Genomic DNA, 17,666 nt, shown 5'->3' on the forward strand with positions numbered 1-17,666 from the left:
AATCCGTACGGGTGAAACGATCCCTCTATCGGAGACAGGAACCTTTCGCTTCCCGTTCGCCGGCTCCCCGGGCCGCCGCCGCGGACCCCGTTCCGGCCCGGACGGCCTCGCCCCCCGGACTCCCCCAGGGCCCCGGACGGGCTTCCGGGCCCCCGGAGGGACCGGGGACGCCCGGCCCCGTGCGGCGTGCGAGGGCGCGGACGTCCCGTTGTCAGTGGGTGCCGTTACCGTTTCCACATGGCTGCCCGTACCAAGACCACCAAGGACCGACCGTCCTACCGCTGCACCGAGTGCGGCTGGCAGACGGCCAAGTGGCTCGGTCGCTGCCCCGAGTGCCAGGCCTGGGGGACGATCGAGGAGTACGGCGCGCCCGCGGTCCGTACGACGGCGCCCGGGCGGGTCACCACCTCCGCCCTGCCCATCGGCCAGGTCGACGGCCGTCAGGCCACCGCCCGCTCCACCGGCGTGCCCGAGCTGGACCGGGTGCTCGGCGGCGGCCTGGTGCCCGGCGCGGTGGTGCTGGTCGCGGGTGAGCCGGGCGTGGGCAAGTCCACGCTGCTGCTGGACGTGGCGGCCAAGTCGGCGAGCGAGGAGCACCGCACGCTGTACGTCACCGGGGAGGAGTCGGCGAGCCAGGTCCGGCTGCGCGCCGACCGCATCCACGCCATCGACGACCACTTGTACCTCGCCGCCGAGACGGATCTGTCCGCCGTGCTCGGCCACCTGGACGCGGTGAAGCCGTCCCTGCTGATCATGGACTCGGTGCAGACGGTGGCGTCCCCGGAGATCGACGGCGCCCCGGGCGGCATGGCGCAGGTCCGCGAGGTGGCCGGCGCGCTGATCCGGGCCTCCAAGGAGCGCGGGATGTCCACGCTCCTCGTGGGCCACGTCACCAAGGACGGCGCGATCGCCGGGCCGCGCCTGCTGGAACACCTGGTGGACGTCGTCCTGCACTTCGAGGGCGACCGGCACGCGCGCCTGCGTCTGGTGCGCGGCGTCAAGAACCGCTACGGCACCACGGACGAGGTGGGCTGCTTCGAGCTGCACGACGAGGGCATCACGGGCCTGGCGGACCCCAGCGGACTCTTCCTGACCCGTCGTGACGAACCGGTCCCGGGCACCTGCCTGACCGTCACCCTGGAGGGCCGCCGCCCCCTGGTCGCCGAGGTGCAGGCGCTCACGGTCGACTCGCAGATCCCCTCGCCCCGGCGCACCACGTCCGGCCTGGAGACCTCACGCGTGTCGATGATGCTGGCGGTGCTGGAACAGCGCGGCCGGATCAGCGCTTTGGGCAAACGGGACATCTACTCCGCGACGGTGGGCGGGGTGAAGCTCTCGGAACCGGCCGCGGACCTGGCCGTCGCGCTCGCGCTGGCGTCGGCGGCGAGCGACACCCCGCTGCCGAAGAACCTGGTCGCGATCGGCGAGGTCGGCCTCGCCGGTGAGGTGAGACGGGTCACGGGTGTCCAGCGCAGGCTCGCCGAGGCGCACCGCCTGGGCTTCACGCACGCCCTGGTACCGGGCGATCCCGGCAAGGTCCCGCCGGGCATGAAGGTGCTGGAAGTGGCGGACATAGGGGACGCGCTGCGGGTCCTTCCGCGCTCCCGTCGCCGAGAGGCCCCACGGGAGACGGAGGACCGCCGGTAGACTTTGCCCAGGTCTCGCCCGTCCGTACGAACCGAGTGTGCGGAGCGAAGGCGCCCCAGAACCTGCGACCGGAGGAGTGCAGTGGCAGCCAACGACCGGGCGGCGACTCCCGGAAAGTCCGGTGGGAGTGCCGGTTCCGATGGCCTGATGCGCGCCTCGCTGAGCGCCGTGGCACCCGGCACCGCCCTGCGTGACGGCCTGGAGCGCGTGCTCCGCGGCAACACCGGCGGTCTCATCGTGCTCGGTTCCGACAAGACCGTCGAGGCACTGTGCAGCGGCGGCTTCGTGCTGGACGTCGAGTTCACCGCGACCCGGCTGCGCGAGCTGTGCAAGCTGGACGGCGGCATCGTGCTGTCGTCCGACCTGTCCAAGATCCTGCGGGCGGGCGTCCAGCTGGTGCCGGACCCGACCATCCCCACCGAGGAGACCGGCACCCGGCACCGCACCGCCGACCGCGTCTCCAAGCAGGTCGGTTTCCCGGTCGTCTCCGTCTCCCAGTCGATGCGCCTGATCGCGCTGTACGTCGACGGCCACCGGCGGGTCCTGGAGGACTCGGCGGCGATCCTGTCCCGCGCCAACCAGGCGCTGGCCACCCTGGAGCGCTACAAGCTCCGTCTCGACGAGGTCGCGGGCACGCTGTCGGCGCTGGAGATCGAGGACCTGGTGACCGTCCGGGACGTCTCGGCGGTCGCGCAGCGACTGGAGATGGTGCGCCGCATCGCCACCGAAATCGCCGAATACGTGGTCGAACTGGGCACCGACGGCCGTCTCCTCGCCCTTCAGCTCGACGAGTTGATCGCGGGCGTGGAGCCGGAGCGCGAACTGGTCGTACGGGACTACGTGCCCGAGCCCACCGCCAAGCGCTCCCGCACGGTCGACGAGGCGCTGCACGAGCTGAACGTGCTCACGCACGCGGAGTTGCTGGAGCTGCCGACGGTGGCCCGCGCGCTGGGGTACACCGGCTCGCCCGAGACCCTGGACTCCGCGGTGTCCCCGCGCGGCTTCCGGCTGCTGGCGAAGGTGCCGCGGCTGCCGGGCGCGATCATCGACCGGCTGGTGGAGCACTTCGGGGGGCTGCAGAAGCTGCTCGCCGCGAGCGTCGACGACCTGCAGACGGTGGACGGGGTCGGCGAGGCGCGGGCGCGGAGCGTGCGCGAGGGACTGTCGCGGCTGGCGGAGAGCTCGATCCTCGAGCGGTACGTCTAGGGTCGTCGCGACTGCGGGCCATCGTGCCTCCCCCAGTGCCTTGAAGGCCTGGCTTGAAGGCACTGGGGGAGGCACCCCGCAAGCGCCGGGCCGCGCGACACTCCCGCCCGGCACCGGCCCCGGCCGGCTAGTCCGCCTTCAGCACGAACGACGTGCGCACCTTCTCGAAGCCCGGTGCCTTCGCCTCCACCAGGTAGGTCCCCGCGCCGGCCGCCCCGGCCTCGGGCGTCGCGCACTCCGGCGCGCTCGCCTTGCGGTCCCACTTCACGGTGTAGGTGATGCTGTCCTCCGCCGGCACCCGGAACACCAGGCTCCGCGCACCCTTCGGGCAGTCGTCCGACGCCCAGTACGCGTCGTCGCCGCTTGCCGGGGTGATCGTCAACACCGCGTTGTCCGGCCCGAGATCGACCTTGCAGTCGCCACCGGAGATGTTCCGCGCGGTGAGCAGGAACGTGGGCGTCTGCCCCGGCTCATAGGTGTTGCGGGAACTGCGCAGAGTGAACTTCACGGCGTTCGCGGTGCAGTTGGGCAGTGAGGACCCCGATCCGGCCGGCAGCGCGTCACCCGCGCCGACCCCCGCCGACGTACCGCCCTCAAGGCCACCGCCCGCGCTGCCCCCGGCACCACCGCCCGATCCCCCGGCGCCACCGGAGTCCGCGGGATCGCCGTTGGCCCCGTCGCCACCGGACCCGGACGACGAGCCACCGGAACCACCGGAGCCGCCGGTACCACCGGAATCGCCCGACCCGCCGGAACTCCCGCTCCCCGACTCGTCGCGCCCGCCCGGCGCCTGACTGATCGCCGGCCCCGAACCCGACGGTCCCGGAGTGATGGAGGGCGCGGGATTCTTGCCGTTGGCCCCGTTGTCACGGCCGCCGCCCCCGCCGCCGGAGACCACCACCCAGGTGATCAACAACCCCAACAGGGCCAGCACGGACAGCAGTACGGCCCTCCGCCGCCAGTAGATGGTGGAGGGAAGCGGCCCGACCGGATTGCGCAGAGATCCCACGGCGCAAACTGTACGAGAGATCGGCGCGTTAACTTGTCCCACCCGCCGCTCCGGGCCCAACTTTTCCGGATCATCATTCCGGTGAGAGTCCTGCGCGCCCTGTCCTTCGTCAGGTACGGCACACGACGATCGCGGGGTGTGACCGTATCGACACCTCGCCTACCGTGCGTGACCATGGACTTCGTGGACTGCTGGTGTTCGTCGTGCTGTTCGCGGCCGGCCGGTGGGGACGCGGCGAGCGGACAGCCGGGCGTTCGCGATCGCGGCCCTTGCACCTCTGGCCACGACTGTGGCGTACGCATGCCGCGGTGAGGTGTTCAAGTCCGGTGCGGCCAAGGAGTGTCCGTCGTACGGTGACCGGTCGTTCCCGGGCGACCACGCCACGGTCGCGGGCCCCTCGGCGCTCGCGCCGGTCCGGCGCGCTCGTCCGGTCGTCGCCTTCACCGTCGTACGACCGGGCGTGCCGAGCCGGTCGGCACCGTCCGCCACCGCCCTTGCCCGCGCGGTGAGTTCGTACGGTCGCCGGACTTCGGCGGGAAGCCGTCGGCGTCGTCGAGGGCACGGGCGGCGTGGACGCGTGCGGCGAAGGCGCCGGCCGATCCCCTCCCTCCTCCGCTGCCGGGCGATCCCGGTGCAGGTCCTCACCCGCCACCGCTTCGCCTCCCGCTGGCCCCCCTCGCGAAACCGTCCGCCCCATCGCCGGTCAGCGGCGGGCCGTACCGCGACAGCTTCGGCCGGGTCTCCCCGCCGTGCCGGAGGCGGGGAGGCCGTGGCCGTCGGTCCGGGGGTGACCGCCGGTGGGGAGAGGACCGCCCGGAGCGGGCGGCCCCGGCCGGACGCGGCGGGACGGGCACGTTCCACGCTCCCGGCGCCACGAGCGGACGGGAGCGTGGCACCGCTGCCGATCGTCAGGTGTGCCGTCACCCTGCGGGAGGCCATGGCCGTGGCGCTCCCACCACCGGCGGGTACCGGCGTGGGAGGATCGAAGGGCCATGACTGCTCCCACGAAGCCCCCGTACGGCACCGCCGCCGATTCCGCGTCCGAGCGTGCTCCCGGTGAGCCGCTGCACTCCCCCGTCATCGACTGGTTCGACGAGCACGCCCGGGACCTGCCGTGGCGGCGCCCGGAGGCCGGCGCGTGGGGGGTGATGGTCAGCGAGTTCATGCTGCAGCAGACCCCGGTGAACCGGGTCCTGCCCGTCTACGAGCAGTGGCTGGCCCGCTGGCCGCGCCCCGCCGACCTCGCCGCGGAGGCGCCCGGTGAGGCGGTCCGCGCCTGGGGCCGGCTCGGCTACCCGCGCCGCGCGCTCCGGCTGCACGGTGCCGCCGTCGCCATAACGGAACGGCACGGCGGCGACGTACCGGCCGACCACGCCCAGCTGCTGGCGCTGCCCGGCATCGGGGAGTACACGGCCGCGGCGGTGGCGTCGTTCGCGTACGGGCAGCGGCACGCGGTGCTGGACACCAACGTGCGCCGGGTGTTCGCCCGCGCGGTCACCGGTACGCAGTACCCGCCGAACGCCACCACCGCCGCCGAGCGCCGGCTGGCCCGCGCGCTGCTGCCGGAGGACGCCGCGACCGCCGCGCGGTGGGCCGCCGCCTCCATGGAGCTGGGCGCGCTGGTGTGCACGGCGAAGAACGAGTCGTGCCAGCGCTGCCCGATCGCCGCGCAGTGCGCCTGGCGGCTGGCGGGCAAGCCCGCCCACGACGGCCCGCCACGCCGGGGCCAGACGTACGCGGGCACGGACCGCCAGGTCCGCGGGCGGCTGCTGGCCGTGCTGCGGGAGGCGCACGGTCCGGTGCCGCAGGCCGCGCTGGACCGGGTGTGGCACGAGCCGGTACAGCGGGCCCGCGCGCTGGACGGTCTGGTCGCCGACGGTCTGGTGGAGCCGCTGCCGGGCGGTCTGTACCGGCTGCCGATGACCTGACGTCCCGTACGGCCGGTCCACGCACACGTCCGAGGTCGGGTACGGCCGGTTCACACATACATCCGACGTCGGGTACAGCCGGTCCACACACACCTCATCGGTACGGCCGGCCATATCGGGCCGTAACGCCCCCAATCGGGGGCCCGCTTTACCCCGTTCCTCCTTCCGTTACACAACCGACGGACAGCCGAGGGCTTCCCGCAGGCTGCTTCGGACAGCGCCGTGACAACGCCTCCGTACCTTCGATCACGTGCTCGACAAGGGCACGCGACTACGGAACACGGCAGGACAACCGGCCCGCGCGGGCGGGCCGGTACGGGGAGCGGGAGGCGGTTCACCATGACGCAGGACACGGTGCGGGGCGAGGTGCTCGCGTTCGAGGAGTACGTCCGCACCCGGCAGGACGCGCTGCTGCGCAGCGCCCGCCGCCTGGTCCCGGACCCCGTCGACGCGCAGGACCTGCTGCAGACCGCGCTGGTCCGGACGTACGGCCGCTGGGAGACCATCGAGGACAAGCGGCTGGCCGACGCCTACCTGCGCCGAGTCATGATCAACACGCGGACGGAGTGGTGGCGGGCCCGCAAGCTGGAGGAGGTGCCCACCGAGCAGCTCCCGGACGCCTGCGTGGACGACTCCACCGAGCAGCACGCCGACCGCGCCCTGCTGATGGACGTCATGAAGGTCCTCGCCCCGAAGCAGCGCAGTGTCGTGGTGCTGCGACACTGGGAGCAGATGTCCACGGAGGAGACGGCCGCCGCCCTCGGCATGTCGGCCGGAACGGTCAAGAGCACGTTGCACCGGGCGCTCGCCCGGCTCCGCGAGGAGCTGGAAGCACGCGATCTGGACGCACGCGCGCTGGAGCGTGAGGAGCGGGAGCGTTGCGCGGCCTGACCTGCGCGGGGCCCACGGGGGCCCGGAGCACCGCCCGGGCGGCGGGTACGGCGACGGCCGTGCTCGCCGCCGCCGGTCTGTTCGCCGCCGGTTGCGGCACGGGCGGCACCGGCGCGCGGGACGAGGGCCCGGCGCACGCGGAGGCCGTGGCGAGCGCCCCCGCCACGGCCTCGGCGCAGCCCTCGCGGACCCCCGACCGGGTGGACGCGGTCCGGCTGGTCAAGGCCGATCCGGCGGTCTCGGCGGAGGTCAAGCGGACGCTGAAGCCGTGCGTCGCCGACGAGTACCCCGTCGACGTGAGCTACGGAAACCTCACCCGAGGCGCCGTCGACGACGTCGTCGTCAACGTGCTGACCTGCGGGGACGCGGTGGGCGTCGGCTCGTACGTGTACCGCGAGCAGGGCGGCTCGTACGTGAACGTGTTCTCGGCCGAGGAGCCCCCGGTGTACGCGGAGATCGACCGCGGGGACCTGGTGGTGACCAAGCAGGTGTACGACCGGGGCGACCCGGTGTCGAGCCCGTCCGGGGAGAACGTGATCACGTACCGCTGGGGTCCGGGCCGGTTCGCCGAGGAGTACCGCACCCACAACGACTACGGACAGGTCTCCGGTACGGAACCGTCACCGGTGCCCGCCGGCTGAGACATGGCCCACGGCGTGAACCGGCGGGGCCGCCCGCACCGATGAACGGGTGAACCCGCGGCGCGGCCCCCGCGTCCCCGGGGTGGACGAGACAAGCACGCGCGCACCGATCCGAGATCACACGAGGACTGAGAGCACCGGGATGGCAGACCAGACCCACGTCCTGTTCGTCGAGGACGACGACGTCATCCGCGAGGCCACCCAGCTCGCCCTGGAGCGGGACGGCTTCGCGGTCACCGCGATGCCCGACGGGCTGTCGGGCCTGGAGGCGTTCCGCACGGACCGCCCCGACATCGCGTTGCTCGACGTGATGGTTCCCGGGCTCGACGGGGTCAGTCTGTGCCGGCGCATCCGGGACGAGTCGACCGTGCCGGTGATCATGCTGTCGGCGCGGGCCGACGCCATCGACGTGGTGCTGGGCCTGGAGGCGGGCGCCGACGACTACGTGACCAAGCCGTTCGACAGTGCCGTGCTCGTGGCCCGGATCCGCGCGGTGCTGCGCCGCTTCGAGCGCGCGAACGGCGGCCGGGAGGACGCGGCGGGACCGGGCGACGGGGGCGTGCTGGCCTTCGGCGAACTGGAGGTCGACACCGGGGGCATGGAGGTGCGCCGGGCGGGGAAGCCGGTGGCGCTGACGCCGACCGAGATGCGGCTGCTGCTGGAGTTCTCCGCGGCGCCGGGTACCGTGCTCTCCCGCGACAGGCTGCTCGAACGGGTGTGGGAGTACGGGTGGGGCGGTGACACCCGGGTCGTCGACGTCCACGTGCAGCGGCTGCGCACGAAGATCGGCCAGGACCGCATCGAGACGGTCCGCGGCTTCGGCTACAAACTGAAGGCCTGAGAGAAGACGATGCGGAGGCACTTCCGGCGCCTGGTGGCGGCGTGCGTCGACCGGGCGGGCATAGGCACGGGTCTGCGGTGGAAGCTCAGCGCCGCCATCGCGCTGGTCGGGGCGCTGGTGGCGGTCGCGCTGAGCCTGGTCGTGCACAACGCGGCCCGGGTGTCGATGCTGGACAACGCGCGCGACCTGGCGGACGAGCGCATCATGATCGCCCAGCGCAACTACGAGCTGTCGGGGCGGCTGAACTTCCCCAACACCAAGATCGACGACCCGGAGCTGCCGAAGGAGCTGCGGGAGAAGGCCGAGGCCGGCCGGCGGGCGACCTACGTGGCCGCGCGGCCGGGCGGGGCGCCGGACATCTGGGCGGCGGTGCCTCTGAAGAACGGGCACGTGATGTCCCTGCACTCCGGTTTCACGGACCGCAGCTCGAACATCCTCAAGGACCTCGACCAGGCCCTGGTGATCGGCTCCAGCGCGGTCGTGCTGGGCGGCAGCGCGCTCGGGGTGTTCATCGGCGGGCATCTGTCGCGGCGGCTGCGGAAGGCGGCCGCGGCCGCCAACCGGGTCGCCAAGGGCGAGACGGACGTCCGGGTGCGCGAGGCCATCGGCGGGGTGGTGCGCGACGAGACCGACGACCTGGCCAGCGCGGTGGACGCCATGGCGGACGCGCTGCGGCAGCGGCTGGAGGCCGAGCGCCGGGTCACCGCCGACATCGCGCACGAGCTGCGCACCCCCGTGACCGGTCTGCTCACCGCCGCCGAACTGCTGCCGCCGGGCCGGCCGACCGAGCTGGTGCTGGACCGGGCCAAGGCGATGCGCACCCTCGTCGAGGACGTCCTGGAGGTGGCCCGGCTGGACAGCGCCTCCGAGCGGGCCGAACTGCAGGACATCCTGCTGGGCGAGTTCGTCACCCGGCGGGTCAGGGCGAAGGACCCGGACGCCACGGTGCGGGTGGTGCACGAGTCGGAGGTCACCACCGACCCGCGGCGCCTGGAGCGGGTGCTGTTCAACCTGCTCGCCAACGCCGCCCGGCACGGCAGGCCGCCCATCGAGGTGAGCGTCGAGGGCCGGGTCGTCCGGGTCCGCGACCACGGGCCCGGCTTCCCCGAGACCCTGCTCGCCGAGGGGCCGAGCCGCTTCCGCACCGGCAGCGCCGACCGGGCCGGCTGCGGCCACGGGCTGGGCCTGACCATCGCGGCGGGCCAGGCCCGGGTGCTGGGCGCGCGGCTGACCTTCCGCAACGTACGGCCGGCGGGGGCGCCGGACGACGCGCCGGCCGAGGGCGCGGTCGCCGTGCTGTGGCTGCCCGAGCACGCGCCGACGAACACCGGGAGCTATCCCATGCTGGCCCAGTAGGGGGATCGGTTCAGCAGGACCAGTCCTTGTCCGTGTCGAGGCCGCCCTCGCGGGGCTGGGTGAAGGAGAACCAGTTGCCCGAGTCGTCGCGGAACAGTGCCTCGGTGCCGTACGGGCGCTCCTGCGGTTCCTGGATGAACTCGACCCCGCGGTCCTTGAGTTCGGCGTAGTCCCCGTGGATGTCGTCGGTGGTCAGCACGCCGGGGCCGAGCGCTCCCTTGGCCACCAGCTTCTTGATCATCTCGGCGGACTCGGGGTCCATGCCCGCGCCGGGGACCATCAGGGTCAGCTCGACGTCGGGCTGCTTCGGCGAGCCGACGGTGAGCCAGCGCATGCCGCCCTCGCCCAGGGTCATGTCGGTGCGGACCTCAAGGCCCAGCTTCTCGGTGTAGAACTCCTTCGCCCGGTCCTGGTCGAGGACCCAGACGGTGGTGATGGCGAGCCCCTTGATCATGACGTACTCCCGTTTCGCTGCCGTTCCTCCGGTGCACTGTCACCGTAGGCGGCGCCGTCGTCAGCCCGCTTCTCCGGAATTGCGCCGTCCCGCGGCCCTGTCCGGAGCGGGGCGGTGTCCGCCGAGCCAGTGCATCGCGTAACAGCCCGGGATCAGGGCGGCGCCGCGGCCCACGTGCCGGATGCGGTACTCGCTGGGGGTGAGGCCGGTGCGGGTCTTGAACCGCGCCGAGAACGTGCCCAGGCTGCTGAAGCCGACCAGGTGGCAGATCTCCGTCACCGACAGGTTCGCGGTGCGCAGCAGGTCCTCGGCGCGCTCGATGCGGCGGTGCGTGAGGTACTGGCCCGGCGTCTCGCCGTAGCTCTCCCGGAAGGCGCGTATGAAGTGGAAGCGCGAGTATCCGGCGTGCGCGGCGACCGCGGCCAGGTCGAGGTCCGGGTCGGCCCAGTCCCGGTCCATCGCGTCCTTGGCCAGCCTCAGCTGCCGCACCTTGTCCATGTGCCCGATGGTGGCACGGGGGTCTGACAACGGGTCCGGCCCGGCGCACGGGAAGGCCCCCGGAAGCGCGGGTGCGCCGCCGGGGGCTTCGTGCCGCTCGGGAGGAGGGTCAGACGGGCTCGCTCACCGTCATCGCCGCCGGTGCGCCGTCGTCGGTGCCGTCCTTCTTCGGGCCCGCGCCCTTCAGCGGGACCTCCTTGACGAAGACCGCCGCCGCCAGCGAGAGCACCGCGACCACGGCGCCCAGGAGGAACGCCGAGTGGATGCCCGAGGACACCGCGTACTGGTAGGCCTCGCGGGCCGCCTCCGGCAGCTTCTCCAGGCGCGCGGGGTCCAGCTGGGCGGACTGCTCGGTCACCTTGGAGCCCAGCGCGCCGGCCTTCTCGGCCATGACGTCCTGGACGCGGTTGTTGAACAGCGCGCCCATGATCGCGACGCCGAAGGACGAGCCGAGGGTGCGGAGCAGGGTGGTGGACGAGGACGCCACGCCCATGTCCTTCATCTCGACGCTGTTCTGCGCGACCAGCATGGTGATCTGCATCAGACAGCCCATGCCGAGACCGACCACGGCCATGAAGACACCGGAGGTGAGGCGGGAGGTCCCGGTGTCCATCGTGGACAGCAGGTACAGGCCGACGATCATCAGGGCGCTGCCGAGGACGGGGAAGACCTTGTACCGGCCGGTGTTGGTCGTGACCCGGCCCGCGACCATCGAGGTGATGAGCATCGCGCCGAGCATCGGCAGGAGCAGCAGGCCGGAGTTGGTGGCGGAGGCGCCCTGTACGGCCTGCTGGTAGAGCGGCAGGAAGAGGGTCGCGCCGAACATCACGAAGCCGGTGATGAAGCCGATGACGGACATCAGCGTGAAGTTGCGGCTGCGGAAGATGTGCAGCGGCACCACCGGCTCGGCGGCCCTGGTCTGCCAGAACACGAAGCCCACGAGGGACGCGACGCCCAGACCGGTCAGCTCCATGATCCGCGCGGAGGTCCACGCGTACTCCGTGCCGCCCCAGGTGGTGACGAGCACGACGGCGGTGATGCCGACGGTCAGCAGCGCGACCCCGAGGTAGTCGATGCCGGCCTTGGCCCGCTTCTTCGGCAGGTGCAGTACGGCGCCGACGGCGGCCAGCGCGATCGCGCCGAGCGGCAGGTTGATGTAGAAGGCCCAGCGCCAGCCCCAGTTGTCGGTGATGGTGCCGCCGACCAGGGGTCCGCCGATCATGGCCAGCGCCATCACGGCGGCCATCATGCCCTGGTACTTGCCGCGCTCCCGGGGCGGGATGAGGTCGCCGATGATCGCCATGACGCCGACCATCAGGCCGCCGGCGCCCAGGCCCTGCACCGCGCGGAAGGCGATCAGCTGGCCCATGTCCTGGGCCATGCCGCTGAGCGCGGAGCCGATCAGGAAGATCACGATCGATGTCATGAAGGTGGCCTTGCGGCCGTACATGTCGCCGAGCTTGCCCCAGACCGGGGTGGCGGCCGCGGTGGCCAGGGTGTATGAGGTGACCACCCAGGACAGGTGCTCCAGTCCGCCCAGCTCGCCCACGATCGTCGGCATCGCGGTGCCGATGATCATGTTGTCGAGCATCGCGAGCATCATCGCGATCATGAGCGCGAGCAGGACCACCCGCACGCTCCTCGGCTGTTTGCCGCCGTCCGTCTCCACGGCCCCCGCCGCTGGTGTGTCCGCCATGATTCCTTCTCCCCCGGCCACGGTCGTGTGACCACCGCTACTTACTTGCCGACCGGCTAGTTCACTGCACTGGGAAGGTAGTCGCGCAACTAGCCGGGCGTCAAGTAAGTTTTCGTCAAGAGGGGTCGAGTAGGAGGATGGGCGGCACCATGGACGGCACCAAACAGCGGCGCCGCGGGAACACCCGCCAGCGCATCCAGGACGTGGCGCTCGAACTCTTCGCCGAGCAGGGCTACGAGAAGACATCGCTGCGCGAGATCGCCGGGCGCCTGGACGTCACCAAGGCCGCGCTGTACTACCACTTCAAGACGAAGGAAGAGATCCTCGTCGGCATCTTCGAGGACCTCTCGCGGCCGATGGAGGAACTGATCGAGTGGGGGCGGGGACAGCCGCACTCGCTGGAGACCAAGCAGGAGATCATCCGCCGGTACAGCGAGGCGCTGGCGGGCGCGGCCCCCCTCTTCCGCTTCATGCAGGAGAACCAGGCGACGGTCCGCGAGCTGCGCATCGGCGAGATGTTCAAGACCCGCATGCTCGGGCTGCGCGACATCCTCATGGACCCGGACGCCGACCTGGTCGACCAGGTGCGCTGCGTCAGCGCCCTGTTCACCATGCACGCGGGGATGCACGTCCTCCAGGACGTCGAAAGCGACCCCGAGGAGAAGCGCAAGGCCGTCCTCGAGGTCGCCATCGATCTGATCACCCAGGCCCACCGGGGGTCCGGGGGCGCCTAGCGCCGTCCGCCCGTGCGGGTCAGACGGTCACGCCCTTGGAGTGCAGGAACTTCACCGGGTCCACGGCGGAGCCGTAGTTCGGGGTGGTGCGGATCTCGAAGTGCAGGTGGGGTCCGCTGGAGTTGCCGGTGTTGCCGGACAGGGCGATCTTCTGGCCGGTCTTGACGATCTGGCCGATCTTCACGTCGACCCGCGACAGGTGGGCGTACTGGGAGTACGTGCCGTTGCCGTGCTTGACGACGATCGCGTTGCCGTAGGCGGGGCCGTCGCCGGCGCCGTTGGGACCGGCCTTGACGACGGTGCCGCCGTGCGCGGCCATCACGGTGGTGCCGGTGGGGACGGCGTAGTCCTGGCCGCTGTGCTTGTGCGCCCACATGCCGCCGTTCTGGGCGAAGCTCGCGGACAGCCGGTAGCTCTTGACCGGGTCGATCCAGGACGCCTGCTTCTCGGCGGCGGCCCGGGCGGCCTTCGCGGCCTGGGCGGCCTTCGCCTGGGCGGCCTTCTCGGCCTGAGCGGCCTGGGCCTTCGCGGCCTGGGCCTGGGCGGTGGCCTGCGCCTGGACGGCGCCGGCGGCGCCGGACGCAGCCGTGGTGTCGACGGCGGCCGCGACCCCGGCTCCCATGACGACCGAGGCCCCCAGTCCGGCGGCCAGCACGGCCGCACGGGTGCGGATCAGGGACGCGGTGCGGGAGGAACGGGACGTGACGCGCTGGGACATACACACCTCATCAGGAGGGGGACAGAGGAAAACCACCCGGCGGACGGATCCGCGCCTCGGTGGTGATTCATTGGTAGCCCCTCCGGACATAACGGCGCAAAGGCGTGATTTACGACGAAAGCTCGTAGATGCGCACTGAGATGTACATCTCTTGACGCACCATACCTGCCGGGCGAAACCCCCTATTTAGAGCTGATTGATCAGAGAGATGGGGTAAATGTCTGTTTTGCGCGAGCAGTTTCGCCACTATTCCGCCTAGTACCGGACAAAGCGCCTGTGTGGCATGTCACCGGCGGCAGGGTTCGGCCATTCCAGGAATGTGGCGCACGCCTCTAGGCGCCTACCGTTCGGTAACCCTACGGTTCACCTCGCGTCACCCTCGCAGACGAGCATGCACACGACACGTTGGCAGCGTCACGGACGTGAGAGGACCCCCACGAGATGAGAAGCCGACGCTCCTGGCCGATCCGCGCATCGGTCACCGCCGTCTCCGCGGCCGCCCTGGTGGCCCTGGCCGCACCGGCCGAAGCCACGACCCCTGCCGCACCGGCCGTTTCCCCGGTGGCGTCCGCCACCGCGGCGGCGGACGTCGACCACGACACCTGGCAGCGGGACTGCCGGGCGGTCATGGACCAGGCCCTGCCCTACCTGAAGCAGCGGATCGGTGACGCCGCGCCGGGCGAGAAGCAGGCGATCGTCCTCGACGTCGACAACACCGCGCTGGAGACCGACTTCGGGTTCAGCTTCCCGCAGCCCGCCAACGAGCCGGTCCTGGAGGCCGCGGAGTACGCCCAGGAGCACGGCGTCGCCGTGTTCTTCGTGACCGCCCGCCCGGGCATCATCCACGCGCCCACCGAGTGGAACCTCGACCAGGCCGGCTACGAGTCCGCCGGCCTGTACGTCCGCGGGTTCTTCGACCTGTTCAGGAACGTCGCCGACTACAAGACCGCTCAGCGCGTCGACATCGAGGCCAAGGGCTACACGATCATCGCCAACATCGGCAACAGCGCGACCGACCTGTCGGGCGGCCACGCCGAGAAGACGTTCAAGCTGCCGGACTACGACGGTCAGCTCTCCTGAACCGGCCGCGGTCGCGGCCGCGGTCGCGGAAAAGGGGTCTGCCCCGGGACGTGTGTCCCGGGGCAGACCCCTTCTTCCGTTCGGGCCGAGCGCGGCGGCTACGCGTCCTTGCTCAGGTTCGGGCCGGCTCCGCCGGCCGCCTGCTCGATCGGCGGGACGTCGGGCAGGGCCGACTTCTCCTCACCGCGGAAGGTGAAGGTCTGGGACTCGCCCTCGCCCTCGGTGTCCACGACCACGATGTGACCGGGACGCAGCTCGCCGAAGAGGATCTTCTCCGAGAGGCTGTCCTCGATCTCCCGCTGGATGGTCCGGCGCAGCGGCCGGGCGCCCAGCACGGGGTCGTAGCCCTTCTTGGACAGCAGCTCCTTGGCGGACTGGGAGAGCTCGATGCCCATGTCCCGGTCCTTCAGACGCTCGTCCACCTTGCCGATCATCAGGTCGACGATCCGCAGGATGTCGCTCTGCGTGAGCTGCGGGAAGACCACCACGTCGTCGACGCGGTTGAGGAACTCGGGCCGGAAGTGCTGCTTGAGCTCGTCCGAGACCTTGTTCTTCATGCGCTCGTAGTTGGTCTTCGTGTCGCCCGCGGCGGCGAAGCCCAGGTTGAAGCCCTTGGAGATGTCCCGGGTGCCGAGGTTGGTCGTCATGATGATGACCGTGTTCTTGAAGTCCACGACCCGGCCCTGGGAGTCGGTCAGGCGACCGTCCTCCAGGATCTGCAGCAGCGAGTTGAAGATGTCCGGGTGGGCCTTCTCGACCTCGTCGAAGAGGACGACCGAGAACGGCTTGCGGCGCACCTTCTCCGTCAACTGGCCGCCCTCCTCGTAGCCCACGTAGCCGGGGGGCGAACCGAAGAGGCGGGAGACCGTGTGCTTCTCGCTGAACTCCGACATGTCGAGGGAGATCAGCGCGTCCTCGTCGCCGAAGAGGAACTCCGCCAGCGCCTTGGACAGCTCGGTCTTACCGACACCGGACGGGCCGGCGAAGATGAACGAGCCACCGGGGCGCTTCGGGTCCTTCAGACCCGCACGGGTGCGGCGGATCGCCTTCGACAGCGCCTTGACGGCGTCGTTCTGGCCGATGACCCGCTTGTGGAGCTCGTCCTCCATGCGCAGCAGGCGGGACGACTCCTCCTCGGTCAGCTTGAAGACCGGGATGCCCGTGGCCGTGGCGAGGACCTCGGCGATCAGCTCGCCGTCGACCTCGGCGACGACGTCCATGTCGCCGGCCTTCCACTCCTTCTCCCGCTTGGCCTTGGCGGCGAGGAGCTGCTTCTCCTTGTCGCGCAGGGAGGCGGCCTTCTCGAAGTCCTGCGAGTCGATCGCGGACTCCTTGTCGCGGCGGACGCCGGCGATCTTCTCGTCGAACTCGCGCAGGTCCGGCGGCGCGGTCATCCGGCGGATGCGCATCCTCGAGCCGGCCTCGTCGATCAGGTCAATCGCCTTGTCCGGCAGGAAGCGGTCCGAGATGTACCGGTCGGCGAGCGTCGCCGCCTGCACCAGGGCCTCGTCCGTGATGGAGACGCGGTGGTGCGCCTCGTAACGGTCGCGCAGGCCCTTGAGGATCTCGATCGTGTGCGGCAGGGACGGCTCCGCGACCTGGATCGGCTGGAAGCGGCGCTCCAGGGCCGCGTCCTTCTCCAGGTGCTTGCGGTACTCGTCCAGCGTGGTGGCGCCGATGGTCTGCAGCTCACCACGGGCCAGCATCGGCTTGAGGATGCTCGCGGCGTCGATGGCGCCCTCGGCGGCACCCGCACCGACCAGCGTGTGCAGCTCGTCGATGAACAGGATGATGTCGCCGCGGGTGCGGATCTCCTTGAGCACCTTCTTCAGGCGCTCCTCGAAGTCACCGCGGTAGCGGGAGCCGGCGACCAGGGCACCGAGGTCCAGGGTGTAGAGGTGCTTGTCCTTGAGGGTCTCGGGCACCTCGCCCTTGACGATGGCCTGGGCGAGACCCTCGACGACGGCGGTCTTGCCGACGCCGGGCTCACCGATCAGCACCGGGTTGTTCTTGGTACGGCGGGACAGCACCTGCATGACCCGCTCGATCTCCTTCTCGCGCCCGATGACCGGGTCGAGCTTGGACTCACGAGCGGCCTGGGTGAGGTTCCGGCCGAACTGGTCGAGGACCAGGGACGTGGAGGGGGTGCCCTCGGCAGGACCGCCGGCGGTGGCGGTCTCCTTGCCCTGGTAACCGGAGAGCAGCTGGATGACCTGCTGCCGCACCCGGTTGAGGTCGGCGCCCAGCTTGACCAGGACCTGGGCGGCGACGCCCTCGCCCTCACGGATCAGGCCGAGCAGGATGTGCTCCGTGCCGATGTAGTTGTGGCCCAGCTGAAGGGCCTCGCGGAGCGACAGCTCCAGGACCTTCTTGGCACGGGGGGTGAAGGGGATGTGACCCGACGGGGCCTGCTGGCCCTGCCCGATGATCTCCTCCACCTGCTGGCGGACCGCCTCGAGCGAAATCCCGAGGCTCTCAAGGGCCTTGGCGGCGACACCCTCACCCTCGTGGATCAGGCCCAGGAGGATGTGCTCGGTGCCGATGTAGTTGTGGTTGAGCATCCGGGCTTCTTCCTGAGCCAGGACGACAACCCGCCGCGCGCGGTCGGTGAACCTCTCGAACATCGTTAATCGCTCCTCAGAGCGGTCAGGCAGTGGGGGGAACTTCCCCTCCCTGTCCTTCCGCAGCTTAGTCCCGCAAGCGGGGACCGCTCATTCCAACTGCCGACACCGTCGATGGCCTCCTGACCCCGCTCACGCCGACATCTGCTCCAACCCGATGGTGCGAGACGATGTTCCCGCAGGCCAGGCAGTTACCCCCTTCGCCAGTACGCCCATGGCGAACGGAAGACGTCCCGCCCTGCGTGTCGCCCCCTCCCACTAGGGATGTCTTACCCGCTGCTACGGACAGTCCATGCCGCGTGCACGGGTTCCCTCCGCTACGGGCGAACAACCTTGCGCTTCCCCG

At 71.1% G+C, this 17,666-nt stretch carries 15 protein-coding genes; 9 read left to right on the forward strand and 6 right to left on the reverse strand.

What is annotated here, in order from left to right; translation table 11 throughout:
* The first annotated feature begins 237 nt into the window (after positions 1–237).
* Both radA and disA read left to right on the forward strand, forming a co-directional pair.
* Positions 238–1,647 (forward strand): DNA repair protein RadA, encoded by a 1,410-nt coding sequence (gene radA / locus ACH5AO_RS34240; protein ID WP_398931598.1) that lies wholly within the window; start codon positions 238–240, stop codon positions 1,645–1,647.
* Positions 1,648–1,728: 81 nt separating this feature from the next.
* Positions 1,729–2,853 (forward strand): DNA integrity scanning diadenylate cyclase DisA, encoded by a 1,125-nt coding sequence (gene disA / locus ACH5AO_RS34245; protein WP_398931600.1) that lies wholly within the window; start codon positions 1,729–1,731, stop codon positions 2,851–2,853.
* A 127-nt stretch (positions 2,854–2,980) separates the two neighbouring features.
* On the opposite strand, the gene ACH5AO_RS34250 is transcribed toward disA, so the two are convergent.
* Positions 2,981–3,862 carry a hypothetical protein gene (locus ACH5AO_RS34250; protein WP_398931602.1) on the reverse strand — a complete coding sequence of 294 codons (882 nt, stop codon included), beginning with the start codon at positions 3,860–3,862 and terminating at the stop codon, positions 2,981–2,983.
* A gap of 992 nt (positions 3,863–4,854) precedes the next feature.
* Here ACH5AO_RS34250 and ACH5AO_RS34255 point away from each other — a divergent pair.
* The 5 genes from ACH5AO_RS34255 (at position 4,855) to cseC (ending at position 9,519) form a co-directional block, all read left to right on the forward strand.
* Positions 4,855–5,790 (forward strand): A/G-specific adenine glycosylase, encoded by a 936-nt coding sequence (locus tag ACH5AO_RS34255; RefSeq protein ID WP_398931604.1) that lies wholly within the window; start codon positions 4,855–4,857, stop codon positions 5,788–5,790.
* A gap of 339 nt (positions 5,791–6,129) precedes the next feature.
* Positions 6,130–6,681, forward strand: a complete 552-nt coding sequence (locus tag ACH5AO_RS34260; protein WP_398931606.1) for a SigE family RNA polymerase sigma factor — start codon at positions 6,130–6,132, stop codon at positions 6,679–6,681.
* Positions 6,669–7,322, forward strand: coding sequence for a hypothetical protein (locus ACH5AO_RS34265; protein WP_398931608.1), 654 nt, complete (start codon positions 6,669–6,671; stop codon positions 7,320–7,322). Before ACH5AO_RS34260 ends, ACH5AO_RS34265 begins: the two co-directional genes overlap by 13 nt.
* 142 nt (positions 7,323–7,464) lie before the next feature.
* A complete protein-coding gene (cseB, locus tag ACH5AO_RS34270) occupies positions 7,465–8,163 on the forward strand; it encodes a two-component system response regulator CseB (RefSeq protein WP_398931610.1) in 699 nt (232 codons plus the stop codon).
* Positions 8,164–8,172: 9 nt separating this feature from the next.
* On the forward strand, positions 8,173–9,519 hold the full coding sequence (gene cseC / locus ACH5AO_RS34275; protein WP_398931612.1) for a two-component system sensor histidine kinase CseC: 1,347 nt from the start codon (positions 8,173–8,175) through the stop codon (positions 9,517–9,519).
* Between the two features lie 10 nt (positions 9,520–9,529).
* On the opposite strand, the gene ACH5AO_RS34280 is transcribed toward cseC, so the two are convergent.
* From ACH5AO_RS34280 to ACH5AO_RS34290, 3 genes are all read right to left on the reverse strand, one after another.
* The gene (locus ACH5AO_RS34280; protein ID WP_366812873.1) at positions 9,530–9,973 is read right to left on the reverse strand and encodes a VOC family protein; all 444 of its coding nucleotides are present in this window, start codon (positions 9,971–9,973) and stop codon (positions 9,530–9,532) included.
* A 60-nt stretch (positions 9,974–10,033) separates the two neighbouring features.
* Positions 10,034–10,471 (reverse strand): helix-turn-helix transcriptional regulator, encoded by a 438-nt coding sequence (locus ACH5AO_RS34285; RefSeq protein WP_398931614.1) that lies wholly within the window; start codon positions 10,469–10,471, stop codon positions 10,034–10,036.
* 109 nt (positions 10,472–10,580) lie between these two features.
* Complete coding sequence (locus tag ACH5AO_RS34290; protein WP_398931616.1) at positions 10,581–12,167, reverse strand: MDR family MFS transporter; 1,587 nt, start codon at positions 12,165–12,167, stop codon at positions 10,581–10,583.
* A gap of 137 nt (positions 12,168–12,304) precedes the next feature.
* Between ACH5AO_RS34290 and ACH5AO_RS34295 the strand changes: the two genes are divergently transcribed.
* Positions 12,305–12,901, forward strand: a complete 597-nt coding sequence (locus ACH5AO_RS34295) for a TetR/AcrR family transcriptional regulator (RefSeq protein ID WP_398931617.1) — start codon at positions 12,305–12,307, stop codon at positions 12,899–12,901.
* Positions 12,902–12,920: 19 nt separating this feature from the next.
* Here the strand turns inward: ACH5AO_RS34295 and ACH5AO_RS34300 are convergent, their stop codons facing one another.
* Positions 12,921–13,619: a M23 family metallopeptidase gene (locus ACH5AO_RS34300; protein ID WP_398931619.1), complete on the reverse strand. Its 699-nt coding sequence runs from the start codon at positions 13,617–13,619 to the stop codon at positions 12,921–12,923.
* A gap of 441 nt (positions 13,620–14,060) precedes the next feature.
* Here ACH5AO_RS34300 and ACH5AO_RS34305 point away from each other — a divergent pair, with 441 nt between their 5' ends.
* A complete protein-coding gene (locus ACH5AO_RS34305; RefSeq protein WP_398931621.1) occupies positions 14,061–14,699 on the forward strand; it encodes an HAD family acid phosphatase in 639 nt (212 codons plus the stop codon).
* A gap of 98 nt (positions 14,700–14,797) precedes the next feature.
* Here ACH5AO_RS34305 and ACH5AO_RS34310 read toward each other — a convergent pair whose 3' ends face one another.
* Entirely contained in the window at positions 14,798–17,323 is a 2,526-nt protein-coding gene (locus ACH5AO_RS34310; RefSeq protein ID WP_361741896.1) for an ATP-dependent Clp protease ATP-binding subunit, read from the reverse strand.
* Positions 17,324–17,666: the final 343 nt, after the last annotated feature.

It is taken from the genome of Streptomyces sp. NPDC018964 (assembly GCF_044390325.1).
Classification (GTDB): domain Bacteria; phylum Actinomycetota; class Actinomycetes; order Streptomycetales; family Streptomycetaceae; genus Streptomyces.

Bases quoted from the DNA above. Each gene is read 5' to 3' on its own strand.
- radA (WP_398931598.1), top strand. From the start codon at position 238: ATGGCTGCCCGTACCAAGACCACCAAGGACCGACCGTCCTACCGCTGC.
- ACH5AO_RS34255 (WP_398931604.1), top strand. From the start codon at position 4,855: ATGACTGCTCCCACGAAGCCCCCGTACGGCACCGCCGCCGATTCCGCG.
- ACH5AO_RS34260 (WP_398931606.1), top strand. From the start codon at position 6,130: ATGACGCAGGACACGGTGCGGGGCGAGGTGCTCGCGTTCGAGGAGTAC.
- cseB (WP_398931610.1), top strand. From the start codon at position 7,465: ATGGCAGACCAGACCCACGTCCTGTTCGTCGAGGACGACGACGTCATC.
- cseC (WP_398931612.1), top strand. From the start codon at position 8,173: ATGCGGAGGCACTTCCGGCGCCTGGTGGCGGCGTGCGTCGACCGGGCG.
- ACH5AO_RS34280 (WP_366812873.1), bottom strand. From the start codon at position 9,973: ATGATCAAGGGGCTCGCCATCACCACCGTCTGGGTCCTCGACCAGGAC.
- ACH5AO_RS34285 (WP_398931614.1), bottom strand. From the start codon at position 10,471: ATGGACAAGGTGCGGCAGCTGAGGCTGGCCAAGGACGCGATGGACCGG.
- ACH5AO_RS34290 (WP_398931616.1), bottom strand. From the start codon at position 12,167: ATGGCGGACACACCAGCGGCGGGGGCCGTGGAGACGGACGGCGGCAAA.
- ACH5AO_RS34295 (WP_398931617.1), top strand. From the start codon at position 12,305: ATGGGCGGCACCATGGACGGCACCAAACAGCGGCGCCGCGGGAACACC.
- ACH5AO_RS34300 (WP_398931619.1), bottom strand. From the start codon at position 13,619: ATGTCCCAGCGCGTCACGTCCCGTTCCTCCCGCACCGCGTCCCTGATC.
- ACH5AO_RS34305 (WP_398931621.1), top strand. From the start codon at position 14,061: ATGAGAAGCCGACGCTCCTGGCCGATCCGCGCATCGGTCACCGCCGTC.
- ACH5AO_RS34310 (WP_361741896.1), bottom strand. From the start codon at position 17,323: ATGTTCGAGAGGTTCACCGACCGCGCGCGGCGGGTTGTCGTCCTGGCT.